A 15,529-nucleotide genomic window follows, 5' to 3' on the forward strand; every position below is an offset into this window, starting at 1 on the left:
ATCTTTTCGGAAACAACGTTACCAACAAGAATCATAGTATTCTAATTCTGAATTTTTGTCAAATATTAAACTCGCTACAGCATCAATAGGCAATGCCTACCCGTGTGTGTAGAAAATCGCTGCTACTCAACTGACGATAGGTAAAATCGGCCGTGTCAGCGGTCATAATTTGTGTGCCATCCTCGGGCAGCAGATCCTTTTCCACGCGATATATGCCCGTCCGTGCTCCGTCCGGCAGCCATGTCGGGCAGACTATCGTCCAGTCCAGCGCCGAATCGCGCAGCCGTTCGTACACCCGGCGGTGTTCCTCAGCCGCACGGGTGCTGCGCCGCCGGGGCTCGGAGGATTCATACCGATACAAGCCCGGCTCCGTCCGGCTCTGTAAAATCCCTGCCGTCCCCACTGTAATGAGCCGGGGAACGGACTGCTCCTGCATAAGCCGGATCAGCAAATGGATATTCACGGATAAGGTCGTGGTTCCACCCGTATTCAGCGCGCTGATGACAGCCGTCGTCCCACCCTCCAGCGCTTGCGCTACATCCTCAGCGTTGGTGGCATCTCCTTGTACGATCTGGAGTAGCGTCCCATATCTTAATATGTAATCCTCCAGCTTGTCCGGTGAACGAACAAGAGCTGTAACAGTATGACCGTCCGCTAATGCATATTCCAGAATAAAACGCCCCACACGTCCGGTAGCCCCCAGCAGCAGCAAATTCATAAAAGCCTCTTTCCCGGCATGGATGCCGTTGTCCTTCTATTACTTTCCGCCATTACTTTCCGCGAAGCGGGTAGAAACGTGCGATAGGGTTCGTCTCGCTTATAGAGGCCCGACCGCGTCGCTCCAGTTCCACCAGATGGGCCAGTGTCTCGGACATGGCAAACCGTAGCTGATGAATCCCCAGTTTGTCACTAAATACAGCGATACACAGCTCATAGGCTGTACTGCCCTCTGGCTGGATCAACTCATGGAACTTGTCCAGCCGTTCTTCATGATGCTCCAGCAGCGCCTGCGTCCGTTCACGAAAATAACCAAACGGATTACGGTGCCCCGGATATGCCCACGCTACCTCCAGCTCGCCAAGCCGCTGCAAACCATTCAAAAAAGACTGCAAGGGCTGGGGGTCACTTCCCGGCAGCAGACTGATATTAGGCGAAATCCTTGGCAAAACCGCGTCACCGCACAGAATAACGCCGCTATTCGGCTCATACAAAGAGACATGTCCGGGCGCATGCCCCCCTGTCTCAATGGGCAGCCAGCCACGCCCACCCAATTCCAGACGTGCATCCTCCCCGACAGGAATAACAGTGATATCAGGCTGTGGATTCACTTGCAGATGAGCCTGCTGCATGTGCAGTTCCAAGGCCGATACCTGCTCCACAGGAAAGCCGTGACGGACAAAAAAGCTTGGCAGCCTCTGCTCCATCGGCATAGAGATATCCGCTTGTGAATCTGGCTGGCCCCACATCACCATCGCTTCCTTATGGCTTCGCGCTGACATATGTACACGAGCCTGACTTTGCTGCTGCATCCAGCCCGCCAAACCATAATGATCCGGGTGATGATGAGTCACCACAATGTCCGAGATATCACCAAAGGACATCCCCAGCTCCCGGAAGACATGCGCCCATTCTTCCTCCGTATCCGTACTGCGCGGGCCGGGGTCTACGATCGTAAATCCGTCTTGCCCCTTCAGCACATAGCTGTTCACCCAGCGCAGCGGAAAGGACATGGATATTTTGACCTGAAAGCCTCCGTCGATCCGTTCACACGGGGTCAGCTCCGGCATCTTCATGGCTTCCCAACCGCCTTTCCGTATCAAGCACGCACACCGACAAAAATCATTCGGGGCGATGCATTTTCAATATATTCATCTTCGTTATAGCTTCCATGTACCTGCTCTACAGACAGTCCCGCTTCCTCCAGCAAAGCACGGAATTTTTCATACGGATACAGCTTGACGCGCTCATGATACACACGTGCAGGCTCTTCACCCGCTACTACTATTGAACGAATGGCAATCTGTTTTTTCACAAATCCGTCCTCGATAACCCGATGCTCCTCAATCTGACTTCCTTCATCCTCCCGTGACGAATGCGGCACCAGATGAGCGGCTACGTACGCAGGATTCAAATAATCTATAATAAAACGTCCGCCCGGCTTCAACAGCCGATAAATTTCTTTTAATACTCTAAGCTGCTCCGCGTCCTCCTCAAAGTAACCGAAGGAAGTAAACAAATTTACCACCGCATCAAAGCTTTCCTCCAGCGGCACCTCTCTCATATCGCCCTGATGCCAGCTAACCCGTCCTTCAGGATCGGAAGCATGTGCTTCACGCAGCAGCACACCGGACAAATCCACGCCCGTTACCTTATAGCCGGCATCTGCGAGCGCAAGCGAATGACGTCCCATACCACAGCACAAATCCAATACGCTGGATCCCTGCGGCAATTTGAGCCAGGAGATCATTTTCTGCACTTCCTGATAGGCTCCCTGAAAGTCGCGATGCTTGTATACTAATAAGTAATCTTCCCCAAAGCTCTGCTCATACCATTCTGCCATATTGTTTCTCCTCCATGAACTCATTTCGCTCTATTACATACTATATTAGCTTTTTCAAACTGGAAACTCAAAAACATTACGATTAAGCAACATGTTACAATAACCATATTTATGCTTAGATATTCATAGGAACTTCATACCAGCTTCATGCGATTCACCCCATTTTATCATTAAAATGAATCAAGGGAACGCCTTTTGATGCTATTCATGAAGGAAAGGAGCGACAACGTTATGATTCAAATCGGACTGACGGGTTGGGGCGATCACGATGATCTGTATCCAGTCGGCACCAAAGCCAACCAAAAATTAAGCGTCTATGGAAGCCATTTTTCAGTGGTGGAGATGGATAGTTCTTTTTATGCTGTGCAGCCCACAGATCGTATGGCACGCTGGGCGACCGAAACCCCTGACTCATTTTCATTTCTCGTCAAAGCCTATCAGGGCATGACCGGGCATACGCGCGGCAAACAGCCTTATTTCAAAACAACTGATGCCATGTACGAAGCATTGCATACATCCATACAGCCTCTCCGCGAAGCAGGCAAGCTCAAGGCTGTGCTGTTCCAATATCCACCCTGGTTCGACTGTACACGTGAGAACGTCGCCGTGCTGCGTGATACGAAAAAAAGGATGGGAGATGTCCCATCCGTACTTGAATTCAGAAATCAAAGCTGGTTCACACCCGAGTTTCGAAAGCAAACGCTGGCATTTATGCGTGAGGAAGGCTGGATACACAGCGTATGCGACGAGCCGCAGGCGGGACTGGGGTCCGTCCCGATTGTGCCGCAGGCTACGGACAGCAATATGACAGTGGTACGTCTCCACGGACGGAATGTGTCCGGCTGGAATCAAAGCTCCGCACCCAACTGGCGAGAGGTTCGTTATCTGTATCGGTATAATGAGAGCGAGCTGGCCGAATGGAAAGACCGTTTGCTGGAGCTGGAGCAGCAAAGCCGCGAGGTGTGCGTTATTTTCAACAACAACTCAGGTGGAGATGCCGCCGCTAACGCCAAGCAGCTCATGACCATGCTCGGCATGGAGCCTAAGCCTTTTCCACCCCGCAAGCCACCCGAGGAGGACAATGGACCGGAACAGCTTGAACTATTTTGAAGGGCGGGCTGAGGATGAAAGGTTTTGAATAGCACTCCTGAGCTTGAGTTCGTTATCCAGCAAATGCGGGTCCTCAGGCAAGTATCGCAAAGCTTTTTGGTTATGCTCATATGAAGCGTCCAGATTGCCCAGATTGGCACAGCAATGGCTAAGTCGTACATGCGGCAGCCAGGAGTAGCAGGGCAGCGGAACAGCTCTCAAACCAGATACGCCCCGCTGCTCCAGTGCTTTTTCGTACCAGTAGGCGGCTGTGCTCCACTCTTTTCGTGTGAAGAACCAGTCACCGATCATGCAGCACAGATCCGCTTGCGGCACATCATATCGGAAGGAGCGCAGCAAACTATCCAGTTGTTGCTCCGGCTGCACGAGATGAAGATAGCATTCCGCCAACCGTACACAAGCCGTAATCCGGTCCTCCCGGTAGCCGCTCGGCTCTCCCAGCAGGCGATTGAACGCCTCTGCCGCCTCGACATATTCCTTACGATCAAAGCACTCATTCGCGTAAAAATACAGCAGACGTCCCTCCAGCTTGCCGCTTTCGCTGATCCAGCGGGCAAGGATACGTTGATTACGGAGCGTGTGATCTTCCATGCGGCGGTGCGTTACAGCCACATCTGAATGGACGATTTGCCCCTCGGGTATCACCAGATCCTCATGCAGACGCCCTGCCCAGCGGTATTGACGCTCCCGCTTCACGAGACGAATACGGCGCGAGGTGAATAATGGCTCCCCCTGCTTACCTTCCGCCAGATGGAGTGGCATCACCACCGCGTCAATGTCCATAGACAAATGCCGCTTCAACGAACGCATACGCTCACGATCTGGCTCCAGCAGCACATCGTCCGCATCCAGCCACAGGACATAGGAACAGGTCGCCTTGTCGAACGATTCGTTGCGGGCGGAGGCAAAATCGTCGTTCCAGTCGAATGTATACAGCCGATCCGTATAACGGGCTGCAATCGTCTTCGTCTGATCCGTGGAACCTGTGTCCACGATGATCATTTCATCCATCAGGTCCGCCACCGAATCCAGACAGCGGGCAAGTGTCTGCTCCTCGTTTTGCACAATCATACACAAGCTGATGGTGACGGGAGGTTTAGTTATAGAGCCTTCCGCACTACAGCTATGCGTCTTGGGCATTTCCGTCGTCATGACTTCACGCCATCCCCTTTACCGTTGGCTGTATTCCCGGTCTATTTCCCGGTAGACCCGCCATCAGTATATGCACCTTTCCCTTCATTCTGCGCCTTGCCCGCCTCTTCAGGACGTGCAGCCCTCTCCGGTGGCAATGCCCGTTCCTCCATGTGTCGGATTCGCTGTACCGCCTTGTCGAGCGCTGCCTTGCGCTGATTCATTTTGCGAACATGCTGCTGCTCCACCAGCCGGAATTGTTCCTCATCTAGCGCCATCCAGCGGGCCAAATGCTCTGCCCCCGGATTGGCTTCGCGCAGCTCTTTCGCTTTTTTACGGCCTGCGAAGCACAAATATTTGTGATGCACCTCCAGCGCTTGTTCATCAACATAAGGAAACAGCACACTGGACAGGCTCCCGGCATAGTAGGTCCACTTGTGATCGTGAAACGGATGATATCCGTAGGGTACAGAAAGGACGAGCGTCCCTTTTTTATGAAGCAAACGATAGGCTTGTGCAAGCAATGTATGAGGGTGTGCGTAATGCTCCAAAATCTCACCTAAAATAATCGTGTCAAATCCACCGGGCGGACGTTCGAATTGAGAAATATCTTTTAACTGAAAATGAACTCTTCCACGAACAGGTGCAGATTCCTGGCGAAGTTCTTTTTTTGCATATGAAATGCTGCCCTCTTCCAAATCAATGGCCGTTACCTCAAAGCCTTCCCGCCCGAGCAAAATGGACGTGATCCCCTGACTACATCCAGCATCCAGCACGGTATGACCCTGCACATGGCGGCAAATCCAGTGAATTCTGTTACGGGTAGCCTCATGAGATTCCTCCGAGTTAATCTGCCCGTAATAGCGCTCATTTACCTGATCACGGTTAGCCAACAGCGGCGCCCCCTCCAGCACCGGGATTCCCCAGTATCACGACATGACCGCCTGTACAATGTACCGTCGCGTTGCGTGTATCGAACACCAGCGGAGCATGGTCGACTAACTGCTGGTAATCCAGGGCAGAATGATCCGTCGTGATCACGACGATATCTGCACTTTCCCACAGGCGGGTGTTCGCCGCACGAGATTGGATGACCTCGCCGTTCAGCTTAAAGCTCTTTACATACGGGTCGGTGAAGCTCACCGAAGCGCCCATTTCCTTTAAGTGCTCAAACAGGACAAGAGCAGGGGATTCCCGAACATCATCAATGTCTTTTTTGTAGGCTACGCCCGCCAGAACGATCTCGGACTGGTTCACAGCTTTACCTTCCTGGGCGAGCAGGGTTTCAATTCGCTCCGCAATATACAGCGGCATACGCCGATTCATACGGTCTGCCAAATCCACAAACTCCAGCTCAAGCCCATGCTGCTCGGATTTCCATGACAAATACAGCGGATCGACCGGAATACAGTGACCCCCGATGCCAGGCCCCGGATAGAACGGCATATAGCCGAAGGGCTTCGTTGCTGCCGCATCCAGCACCTCCCATATGTTGATGCCGATTTTCTCACAGGCCGCTGTCAGCTCATTGACCATCCCGATGTTGACACTGCGAAACGTATTCTCGAACAGCTTCGCAGCTTCCGCGACTGTTGTCGAGCTGACTGGAACCATTTGCTCCAGAAAGGAGCCGTAAAAGGCTACTCCTGCTGCCAGGCAATCCGGAGTACAGCCGCCAATCACCTTGGGCGTGTTCCGAATGTTAAAATGAACACTGCCCGGATCGACGCGCTCTGGTGAAAAACACACGTAAAAATCCTGGCCTACCGTCCAGCCCCTTCGCTGTTCAATCACCGGGCGGATCAGTTCCTCCGTCGTTCCCGGATATGTGGTACTTTCCAAAATCAGCAGCGTCTGTTTTCGCAAATGGGGGATAGCTTGGTCGATAGCCGTTTCTATATAGGACGTATCCGGCTGATGGTCATCCGTCAGTGGCGTAGGCACGCAGATGACGACGATATCCGAATGCTCCAGCACCTTGATATCCGTAACCGGATGCAGCCTCTGCCCGATCAGACCCTCCAACGCATCATCGTCAATATCTATGATGTACGATTGTCCTTGAAGCAGCTTGGCTACTTTGACCGGATCGGAATCCACACCATACACGTCGTAACCGGCTCGTGCCATTTCCACAGCCATCGGCAGTCCCACGTAACCGAGGCCGATCACCGCAACCTTTACCGTGCCTTTAGTTATTTTTTCCATAAGTTGCAAAATACCCACCTCTTTCATCGTTACTCCACACCTCGCAATAGCTCAGCAATGCCTGCGCGGTCCATTAACTCATCGTCCGAGCGGTATTGATCAAAGCTCACCCGTTCCAGCCCGCCATATTGGCTCAGTAATCGCTTGTCTGCTTGCTGTGGGAGAATGACAAAATAACGATCATCATAGCGGTACGTGTGCGGCACCTCATAAGGAGAAATCAGAACTTCGTGCAGCTTTTCCCCACCGCGTATGCCGATTTCTTTTACTTTCAAAGATGGCTGGCCCGCCTGCTCCTTCATCACTTCCGCCAGATCTGCAATGTTGCAGCCCTTCATTTTCATAACCAGCGTCTCTCCACCAATCGCCGCCACAGAAGCCTTCAGCAGCAAGCCAATAGCCTCTCCAAGCGTGAGGAAAAAACGGGTCATATCAGGACTGGTCAGCGTCAAATCCTGCCCTTCCGCGATCTGGCGCTTGAACAACGGCACAACACTTCCGCTTGTACCCAGCACATTGCCGCCGCGAATACACACAAAACGGGTGCGCTCGCTCAGATCGTTGGCACGAATCATCAGTCTTTCGCCAATCGCCTTCGTCATGCCATATACATTCACCGGGTCTACTGCCTTGTCGGTAGAGACGTCAATAACCTTGGCGACTCCCTGCTCAATGCTGGCCCGGATTACATTTTGCGTACCGTATACGTTCGTCTTGAAAGCCTCTTCTGGCTGTCTCTCGCACACGGGGACATGCTTCAACGCCGCCAGATGGAACACATAGTCCACCCCGCGACATGCCTCTTGTAATGCCTGAAGATCCCGAATATCACCTATAACAAAATTCAACCGGGGATCAGACTGGAATTGACGCTGCATAGCAATCTGTGCAAATTCACCGCGTGAAAAAATACGAATTTCCGCTGGTCCTTCCTTGAGTAATTCCGCCGTTAGACGTTGCCCCCAAGATCCCGTTCCTCCGGTCACCAGCAGTTTTTTGCCTTTGAACAATATAATCTCCTCCTGACCGTTACGAATTGACAGTGCCCGTCCCCAGAAATTCAGCCAGCACAGCCTTCATGTCATCCTCTGTCAGCCGATCCTTCGCTGGCACTTTTTTTACAGAAGTATTTGCGGCATGGATGACGTTCACATAGTTGCGAAGCGGAATGACCTCATGCGGCAGCTCCGTTACATATCCGTGCGTACCCTTCCCAGGAATGGCGACACGGTAATCGTTCAGAAAATCCTCCACTCGATAGCGAAACACATAAAAAGAAGGCGAACGGTGAAATACCGGTGCCATCTGACCTTCTACGGCATCCCACAGGTAACCCATCTGGTTCACCAACGCGACCGTATCCGGCTGAAATTCGTAATCATGCAACTGCTGCACAAACGATTGATGATACAAATCGTCGGAATCAATTCGCGCAATAAGCAGTTCGTCCGCGCCTTCGATATACGCATTAATGCGGCGCTTGCTTTCGATGCTGGTACCAAAGCGGATATGGTCGGGAATCGGCTCACGCTTGGCTAATTCATCCTCCACGATGTCACTGCATCCTCCCGCCAGCTTGACGACAGACAAGAAATCCGCATTCGTCTGACTGAGCAAGCTGCGCAGCGTAAAGGTTCTGAATACATCCAGCCGCTCGCTGATCCACTCACGTGTCAGCCGATTGGGATTCATCCCGTAGTTATTAAAATTAATTTCAATCACAATCTTGCGATTCATTCATCTTCCTCCCTTTCAACCGTCTCCTCACAAGTTATGAAACCGCCGGGGAAACGGCACGTACAAATGCATCAACTCTTTCAATAAATAGGTAGAATCCAAAAAGAATAGCTGATCATACAAAAACCTTGCCGCTTTCGACATATGATAGAATACAGAGTTTTTTGCACCATTCTAAAAGCTGAAGAAGAAGGATAGACAGGGAGGAAGCATGATATGACTAAGCCAAAGTATCTGGAGATTGACGAGGTATTGAATCATTTGAAGTTGGCACTGGATCAACAGCAGCCCTTCTCGCTCATTCGGATTGGGGATGGTGAAAATTTGATTTTGTCTCAGGATACCGTCTGGCCGATGGAAAAGGTGTTGCAGGAACGTTGGGCAGTCAAAGCCAATCTCGGGCAAAAAGGATTGTTTCTACCGAATACGAAATTGCGAGATTCGGTAGCCGAGGCGGTACGCAAAGTCGATATTGCTGGCATCCTGCCTTATGATGACGAATCTATCAAAGCACCGTCCTATATGAAGCGGGAGCTGACCGACCAGGTTTTTAACCATTACAGCCTCTCTCCTGCGCTGACCTGCCATGCCTGCCTGAACCGGTATTTGGCTGAGACACCCGCTTTCTGGGACATGCTTAAAAATCGGCGCATCCTGCTCGTCACCCGTACAGCCGCCGAAGTGAAGCCCGTCCTTGAAGCCGAGCCGTATCAGCTGCATATCCCGCACACGCTTGCATTTCATCAATATGAACAAATGGATAAAACGCTCCAGTGGATCGCAGCGCATAAAGATGACTTTGATATTGCGCTATTCTCCTGCGGGGTCAATGCGGTCGTACTGGCGCAAAAAACGGCAGAACTAACTGGCAAAGTAGGTATAGACTTCGGCAAGGCAATTAATATCGTAATGTTCGGCAAAGCGAATTAATGGATAGCCTCTGCTTCTCATATCAAAAAAGCACTAGCAAATTCAAGATTTGCTGGTGCTTTTAGCTATCACAAACCGTCCTAAAGTACGTGGTCGCATGGAATATCTAAATAAAGCCTTGAAACCTTGCTAGCTTAAAAATAGACTTTGAGATTTCATGTCACTTATTTTACAATATTATAGAAACTAGCATTAAATTGGAGATCACGAGGAGGATATCGTAAATGACACATAACAAGAAATTGAAGACATATCCACTTACAAAAGCTAAGCATGTAAAGGTTCATGGTCGAACTACGCAAACACTTACACCACTAACTCTGTTTTGGACAGGCAGCGGCATTGAATTGAATATCAAGGGCTCGGAGCTGTGGATTGAAATTGAGGCCGATTACCAGGTGTATGAGCACTGGATCAGTATTGTCATCAATGGTGCCCCGATGAGTCGCTTGATGGTGACCGCAGGACGGCATTGGATTTGTCTTTTGAGAGGAATGAATCCTGACATGGTTAAAAATGTCCGGGTGGTCAAGGATGTCCAGCCTATGAGTTTTGACTCGCGCATCTTGTTGCAAATTCATGCCCTGAAGGTTGACGGAGAATTGCTGCCGGTCACAGATAAGCCTTACAAGGTGGAATTTATCGGTGACAGCATTACCTCGGGAGAAGGAACGATTGGAGCAAAGGAGGAGACAGACTGGGTTCCCATGTTGTTCACGGCACTACATAATTATACAGCCATAACTGCCGAAGCACTGAATGCCGATTACCGAGTATTGTCACAAAGCGGATGGGGTGTCCTAACGAGTTGGGATAATAATCCGCATGCAAACATACCAGCATATTATGAGCAGATATGTGGTGTGCTCAGCGGAGAGAGAAATGAAGCATTAGGGGCATTTTCCGATCATGATTTTACCTCATGGCAGCCGGATGTGGTCGTGGTGAATTTGGGGACTAATGACGGGGGAGCCTTCTATTCTCCCGCATGGACGGACCCAGCAAGCGGGAAAGTGTACAAGCAACGCTTGAACGAGGACGGGACATTCAATGAAGAAGATTTACAAGCTTTTGAAAACGCTACCGAAAATTTCCTTGTCAAGCTTCGGACCTGTAATCCTGCTGCCCATATTGTGTGGGCCTATGGGATGCTTGGTACTCCGATGATGCCAGCGATCTACCGGGCGGTAGACGCGTACAAGAAAAGAACGAGGGATCGGAATGTGTCCGTGTTCCAACTGCCTAACACGACGGAAGAAACGTTAGGGTCTCGCAGCCATCCAGGGCTTCTCGCCCATACCAAAGCGGCAAATGAGTTGACAGGGTATTTGCGAGAAATTTTAAAGAATTAGAATCCAGGAAGCAGAATCAACTCTGTTGAACCACTCTCTTGAAGTAAACATAACATCACAACACCCAGGATATTTGTGTTCTGGGTGTTGTTGACAATCATAGGAGAACCATAAACAGGAGGCAAATTCTTAATAAAGAAATACTCGTCTGATATATTTAGAAAAAAGGAGTCGAAGCGATGCCAGTAAATACCTCTGGACCGTTACGTACGGTCGTCGATACCCCAGAAATATAAGAGGAATACACTGTTTGTATCGCCCATGGCGCGGAAAGATCCTGTGCATTAAAAGCTTGCGTTTCAGTGGCTCCTGTGACGCCAAGTACACCCTCTGCCCGGTAAATAACATCGCTCGGATCGTAGTCGGTGCCACGTACGATTTCAACCGCATACGTATCACCAAGTTCACCAATCAGACCTATGGAACCGCTAAAGGTCACAATCGGACCCGGTACAAGAAAAGTTCGCAGGGTAATCAAACCAAACCGCTCCGGTTCAGGACCCAGCTGGACATCGGGACCCTCACCTGATTTTGATGAATTTGTTGAACTTCTCATATCCAGAAAAAAACCCATTGCTTATCCCTCCAAATTGCAAGATACTCCATGATATGCGAGAAATTCTTAAGCGACTTGGACAAATTAGCAATAAATCTATCAATTCAGCTTAAAATAACCGATAGTAAATACATATGATATAAGCACTAGAAATGAATATGTAGATAGAAAGCAGGGGGTTTGATGAAACAACTGAAACGACTGAAAACATTAACACTACGTAAGAAATTAACAGCAGCATTCTTGCTGGTCATGCTTGTTCCTAGTATTATTGTCAGCTCTTTTTCTTATCAGGCAGCGTATAACCAGACAGACCAGCAATTAATGGACAGTGCGACGACTAGCGTTACCGCAGCCGACCGCGCAGTCACCCAGACGATTCAAGCCAAAATTGCAGATATCGAATATTACGCTACTACGATGACGGCCAGTGACAACACTCCAGAAGCAGATGCAGCACTCCTGACGGAGCTGCAAATCTATTTGAAAATGCATGCGGAAGCCCTCGATATGTTCGTAGGAACTCCTGAAGGAAAACTCATTATTGGCAAAGCCGTAGGCTCCACAAACGATCCTCGTGAGCGTCCGTGGTACAAACAGGCCATGGAGAAACCCGGACAAACCGTAATCAGCCCTGTCGGACTCAATACAGCTAAGGTCGCCGTTGTGTATATTTCACGTACGCTTCCTGACAATAGCGGTGTTCTCGGTCTTTCCCTGAACCTGAATAATTTAAAGGAAATTACGAATTTAAAAATCGGGCAGCAAGGTTATGTCATGATATTGGATAACACCAAGCGTATCGTTACTCACCCGACAGAAGTCAGCGGAAGTACGAAATTGGGAGAAATGTTGCCACAACTGTTCACCTCCAAGGAAGGCAGCTTTAATTACAAACTGGATGGCGTAGCCAAAAACCTGATTTTTAAAACTAACGCTCTGACCGGCTGGAAAATTGCTGGAACGATGGACAAGTCGGAAACAAATGCTTCCGCCAAACCGATCCTCATCACGACCATCGTGGTGCTGGTCATTTCAGCTATCGTCATCGGTGTGCTGGCGCTGTGGCTAATCAGCAGTATACTCAAACCGATCCAAAGATTGCGTAATTCTATGGATGCTATCAGCCAAGGCAATCTTTCCATCAATGTCGCTACGAACAGCACAGATGAAATCGGCGACTTATCGAGATATTTTCAAAAAACGGTGGATAGCCTGCGTAACATGATCAAAGAAATCCAAGCCATGACAGGCAATCTGTCAGCCTCCTCGCAAGAGCTCGCCGCAGGTGCAGAACAAACAACCCGCGCGATTGAACATGTGACCGAAGCCATTCAGGATGTGGCCGCAGGCAGCGAAAGACAAGCCAACAATGCCAAAGAAAATCAGGATCGTGTGTCAGGTATGTCAACAGATATCGCGGCTATGACCGAGGCCATGACTGAAATGACCACGTTCTCTTCTCAGGCCATTCAGGCGTCGGATACAGGCAGTGAACATATCGGCAATAGTGTCGTCTCCATTGACGGCATTCGCACAACAGTGGAAGAGCTGGATACGATTATTGGCGCATTGAGTGAACGATCCGGACGAATCGGAACGATTGTCACGGTCATTACCGAAATCGCCAGCCAGACCAACCTGCTCGCCCTGAACGCTTCTATTGAAGCAGCACGCGCCGGAGAGCATGGTAAAGGCTTTGCAGTTGTAGCGACTGAAGTCCGCAAGCTAGCGGAAAACTCAGCTCATTCGGCACAACAGATCCGTGAGCAAATTCAAGGGATTCAAAACGGCGTATCCGAGGCCCTGACCTCGATGGAATCTGCCAAAGAGCGCGTAAGCGAAGGCATTAATTCCGTGGATCTGTCCGGCCGCTCCTTCTCCCGAATTCGTAGAGCGATCGTTAAATCGGCGAAGCAGCTTGACAACGTCTCAGCTTCTACAGCAGGAGTAGCACAAGGAACAAGTGCAGTGGTCGGCAGTATGGAGGAAATTACACGTATTGCCGAAGAAGCCGCATCCCATACCGAGACGGTATCTGCGGCCGCAGAGGAACAGCTCGCCTCCATGGAAGAGATCGGTTCCTCTGCCGCAGATTTAACCCGTCTGGCAGAACAGCTCCAAGATTTGCTGGCACAGTTCCAATTGGATGAAACAAATAACAGTTCTGACCGATAAATAGTAAGAGTCTTCACGACAAAGGAGGAATGAAAACATGGATATCGCAGCATTATCAACAGGTATGAGCCAGGCCAGCTTGGCGCAAGCCGTGAGCGTGAAAGTATTGGGTATGGCTAAGGATCAAGCTGGTGAACAGGGACAAGCACTGATCCAGATGATGGAAAAAAGCGTACAGCCTCATCTCGGAGGTCAACTGGACCTTCGGGCGTAGCTTCACCGCTATTCGACGGGCGATCTGTTCGGTTCTAAACGGACCGGAGCAGATCGCCTATTTTTTTAACACATCTACCATCGCGATTTTTCGTTCAGCGCAAAACGTAGTAAACTATACATATCGTCCACGGCCTTGGTTCGGAGGATAGAGCAAAAACCGCACAATGAAAGAGGAGGATACATAAATCATGAGTTATTCCGCATATTTCGAAAAGGTCAGAGAGCAGCAGCTTGATGAGCTGAAGGATTGGTTGTCCATTCCGAGTATTTCCGCATTATCCGAGCATAAAGGAGACATTAACAAAGCAGCCGATTGGCTTGCCGCCAAACTGACGTCTGCCGGATTGGAAAACGTTGAAATCATTCCGACTAAAGGCCATCCGCTGGTGTATGCGGATTATCTGCACGCACCCGGTAAACCGACAATCCTCGTGTACGGTCACTATGATGTACAGCCAGTCGACCCGCTTCATCTGTGGGAAACTCCACCGTTCGAGCCGTCGATCCGTGACGGAAAGCTGTATGCGCGCGGAGCTACAGATGATAAGGGTCAGGTATTCTTGCACATTAAGGCGGTCGAAGCCATTTTGAAGCAGGAAGGCAAGCTGCCGCTGAACATCAAATTTTGCATCGAGGGCGAGGAAGAAGTGTCCAGCCCGAGCCTGCTTGAATTTTTGCAGACAGGTGCAGACCGTCTGGCTGCCGACGCTGTACTGGTATCCGACACCTCCCTGATCGAAAAAGGCAAGCCTGCGATTTGCACAGGTCTGCGGGGATTGTGCTCACTGGAAGTTGCGATCCACACTGCCAATACGGATCTGCATTCCGGCTCCTTTGGCGGGGGTGTGCCAAACGCGTTGCATGCCCTAGTATCCTTGCTGGCAACGCTGCATGACGACAAGGGACGCGTCAGCATCGACGGTTTCTACGACGATGTCGCGCCGCTATCGGCTGAGATGAGAGCAGAGTTCGTGAAGCAAGATTTTAATGAGAGCAAGCTGCAAAAGGATCTTGCGCTTGATTCCCTCTACGGCGAAGAAGGATTCAGCTTCGTCGAGCGTGTCGGGGCACGTCCAACGCTGGAGCTGAACGGCGTGTATGGCGGCTTCCAGGGCGAAGGCACGAAGACGGTCATTCCGAAGGAAGCTCACGCCAAAATTACGTGCCGTCTGGTTGCCAACCAGAATCCGCAGGACATTCTGGACAAAATCGAGCGCCATCTGCGCGCCCATGTTCCGACAGGTGCCACGCTGAACATCCAGCAGGGTGAAAAAGCAAACGCCTTTAACATCGACCCGTCACACGCATTTCTGCAAGCAGCGGCAGATGCTTTTGGAAAGGTATATGGTGTACGCGCCCTGTTTACCAAGGACGGCGGCTCCATCCCAATCGTGGAAACCTTCTCGCGTGTGCTAACCGCTCCAGTCGTACTGATGGGCTTCGGCTTGCCGGATGAGAACTTACACGCGCCGAATGAGCATTTTAATTTGGAAAATTTTGATAAGGGTCTGCTGACCATTGTGGAATTTTTGAAATCTGTGTAAGCTGATA

Annotated in this window: 15 protein-coding genes; 6 read left to right on the forward strand and 9 right to left on the reverse strand. The window is 50.4% G+C overall.

Annotated elements, in window-relative coordinates:
• Positions 1 to 82 precede the first annotated feature (82 nt).
• The 3 genes from ABIA61_RS17520 to ABIA61_RS17530 are packed head-to-tail and all read right to left on the reverse strand — an operon-like array spanning position 83 to position 2,560.
• Positions 83 to 718 (reverse strand): NAD(P)-dependent oxidoreductase, encoded by a 636-nt coding sequence (locus ABIA61_RS17520; protein ID WP_404581075.1) that lies wholly within the window; start codon positions 716 to 718, stop codon positions 83 to 85.
• Between the two features lie 52 nt (positions 719 to 770).
• On the reverse strand, positions 771 to 1,793 hold the full coding sequence (locus tag ABIA61_RS17525) for an MBL fold metallo-hydrolase (protein ID WP_283653061.1): 1,023 nt from the start codon (positions 1,791 to 1,793) through the stop codon (positions 771 to 773).
• A 23-nt stretch (positions 1,794 to 1,816) separates the two neighbouring features.
• Entirely contained in the window at positions 1,817 to 2,560 is a 744-nt protein-coding gene (locus ABIA61_RS17530; RefSeq protein WP_404519613.1) for a class I SAM-dependent methyltransferase, read from the reverse strand.
• A gap of 231 nt (positions 2,561 to 2,791) precedes the next feature.
• Here ABIA61_RS17530 and ABIA61_RS17535 point away from each other — a divergent pair, with 231 nt between their 5' ends.
• Entirely contained in the window at positions 2,792 to 3,670 is an 879-nt protein-coding gene (locus ABIA61_RS17535; RefSeq protein ID WP_404519611.1) for a DUF72 domain-containing protein, read from the forward strand.
• On the opposite strand, the gene ABIA61_RS17540 is transcribed toward ABIA61_RS17535, so the two are convergent.
• The 5 genes from ABIA61_RS17540 to ABIA61_RS17560 form a co-directional block, all read right to left on the reverse strand.
• On the reverse strand, positions 3,662 to 4,774 hold the full coding sequence (locus ABIA61_RS17540) for a glycosyltransferase (protein WP_404581122.1): 1,113 nt from the start codon (positions 4,772 to 4,774) through the stop codon (positions 3,662 to 3,664). The two genes, ABIA61_RS17535 and ABIA61_RS17540, sit on opposite strands and share 9 nt — an antisense overlap.
• 89 nt (positions 4,775 to 4,863) lie before the next feature.
• Positions 4,864 to 5,694 carry a class I SAM-dependent methyltransferase gene (locus tag ABIA61_RS17545; protein ID WP_283657278.1) on the reverse strand — a complete coding sequence of 277 codons (831 nt, stop codon included), beginning with the start codon at positions 5,692 to 5,694 and terminating at the stop codon, positions 4,864 to 4,866.
• Positions 5,687 to 7,036, reverse strand: coding sequence for a nucleotide sugar dehydrogenase (locus ABIA61_RS17550; protein WP_404581076.1), 1,350 nt, complete (start codon positions 7,034 to 7,036; stop codon positions 5,687 to 5,689). The genes ABIA61_RS17545 and ABIA61_RS17550 overlap by 8 nt, the downstream gene beginning before the upstream one ends.
• Positions 7,037 to 7,038: 2 nt before the next feature.
• Positions 7,039 to 8,019 (reverse strand): polysaccharide biosynthesis protein, encoded by a 981-nt coding sequence (locus tag ABIA61_RS17555; RefSeq protein WP_404519610.1) that lies wholly within the window; start codon positions 8,017 to 8,019, stop codon positions 7,039 to 7,041.
• 19 nt (positions 8,020 to 8,038) lie between these two features.
• A complete protein-coding gene (locus tag ABIA61_RS17560; protein WP_283653066.1) occupies positions 8,039 to 8,746 on the reverse strand; it encodes a glycosyltransferase family A protein in 708 nt (235 codons plus the stop codon).
• A 216-nt stretch (positions 8,747 to 8,962) separates the two neighbouring features.
• On the opposite strand from ABIA61_RS17560, the gene ABIA61_RS17565 reads away from it, so the two are divergent.
• Both ABIA61_RS17565 and ABIA61_RS17570 read left to right on the forward strand, forming a co-directional pair.
• Complete coding sequence (locus ABIA61_RS17565) at positions 8,963 to 9,676, forward strand: GT-D fold domain-containing glycosyltransferase (protein ID WP_283653067.1); 714 nt, start codon at positions 8,963 to 8,965, stop codon at positions 9,674 to 9,676.
• Between the two features lie 224 nt (positions 9,677 to 9,900).
• Positions 9,901 to 11,028 carry an SGNH/GDSL hydrolase family protein gene (locus ABIA61_RS17570; protein ID WP_404519608.1) on the forward strand — a complete coding sequence of 376 codons (1,128 nt, stop codon included), beginning with the start codon at positions 9,901 to 9,903 and terminating at the stop codon, positions 11,026 to 11,028.
• Between the two features lie 157 nt (positions 11,029 to 11,185).
• On the opposite strand, the gene ABIA61_RS17575 is transcribed toward ABIA61_RS17570, so the two are convergent.
• Positions 11,186 to 11,602, reverse strand: a complete 417-nt coding sequence (locus ABIA61_RS17575; protein ID WP_283653069.1) for a hypothetical protein — start codon at positions 11,600 to 11,602, stop codon at positions 11,186 to 11,188.
• A gap of 165 nt (positions 11,603 to 11,767) precedes the next feature.
• Here ABIA61_RS17575 and ABIA61_RS17580 point away from each other — a divergent pair, with 165 nt between their 5' ends.
• The 3 genes from ABIA61_RS17580 to ABIA61_RS17590 all read left to right on the forward strand — a co-directional run bounded on the left by ABIA61_RS17580 (position 11,768) and on the right by ABIA61_RS17590 (position 15,522).
• On the forward strand, positions 11,768 to 13,762 hold the full coding sequence (locus ABIA61_RS17580) for a methyl-accepting chemotaxis protein (protein ID WP_404519607.1): 1,995 nt from the start codon (positions 11,768 to 11,770) through the stop codon (positions 13,760 to 13,762).
• A gap of 37 nt (positions 13,763 to 13,799) precedes the next feature.
• Positions 13,800 to 13,976: a YjfB family protein gene (locus ABIA61_RS17585; protein ID WP_082067275.1), complete on the forward strand. Its 177-nt coding sequence runs from the start codon at positions 13,800 to 13,802 to the stop codon at positions 13,974 to 13,976.
• A gap of 190 nt (positions 13,977 to 14,166) precedes the next feature.
• A complete protein-coding gene (locus ABIA61_RS17590) occupies positions 14,167 to 15,522 on the forward strand; it encodes a dipeptidase (RefSeq protein WP_404519606.1) in 1,356 nt (451 codons plus the stop codon).
• The last annotated feature ends 7 nt before the right edge of the window (positions 15,523 to 15,529 follow it).

The organism is Paenibacillus sp. RC21, assembly GCF_044907935.1.
GTDB lineage: Bacteria > Bacillota > Bacilli > Paenibacillales > Paenibacillaceae > Paenibacillus > Paenibacillus terrae_A.

Excerpts from the sequence above, each read along its gene's own strand:
- ABIA61_RS17575 (WP_283653069.1), bottom strand. The coding sequence starts at position 11,602 with ATGGGTTTTTTTCTGGATATGAGAAGTTCAACAAATTCATCAAAATCA.
- ABIA61_RS17565 (WP_283653067.1), top strand. The coding sequence starts at position 8,963 with ATGACTAAGCCAAAGTATCTGGAGATTGACGAGGTATTGAATCATTTG.
- ABIA61_RS17585 (WP_082067275.1), top strand. The coding sequence starts at position 13,800 with ATGGATATCGCAGCATTATCAACAGGTATGAGCCAGGCCAGCTTGGCG.
- ABIA61_RS17535 (WP_404519611.1), top strand. The coding sequence starts at position 2,792 with ATGATTCAAATCGGACTGACGGGTTGGGGCGATCACGATGATCTGTAT.
- ABIA61_RS17520 (WP_404581075.1), bottom strand. The coding sequence starts at position 718 with ATGAATTTGCTGCTGCTGGGGGCTACCGGACGTGTGGGGCGTTTTATT.
- ABIA61_RS17530 (WP_404519613.1), bottom strand. The coding sequence starts at position 2,560 with ATGGCAGAATGGTATGAGCAGAGCTTTGGGGAAGATTACTTATTAGTA.
- ABIA61_RS17590 (WP_404519606.1), top strand. The coding sequence starts at position 14,167 with ATGAGTTATTCCGCATATTTCGAAAAGGTCAGAGAGCAGCAGCTTGAT.
- ABIA61_RS17580 (WP_404519607.1), top strand. The coding sequence starts at position 11,768 with ATGAAACAACTGAAACGACTGAAAACATTAACACTACGTAAGAAATTA.
- ABIA61_RS17560 (WP_283653066.1), bottom strand. The coding sequence starts at position 8,746 with ATGAATCGCAAGATTGTGATTGAAATTAATTTTAATAACTACGGGATG.
- ABIA61_RS17570 (WP_404519608.1), top strand. The coding sequence starts at position 9,901 with ATGACACATAACAAGAAATTGAAGACATATCCACTTACAAAAGCTAAG.
- ABIA61_RS17525 (WP_283653061.1), bottom strand. The coding sequence starts at position 1,793 with ATGAAGATGCCGGAGCTGACCCCGTGTGAACGGATCGACGGAGGCTTT.
- ABIA61_RS17550 (WP_404581076.1), bottom strand. The coding sequence starts at position 7,036 with ATGAAAGAGGTGGGTATTTTGCAACTTATGGAAAAAATAACTAAAGGC.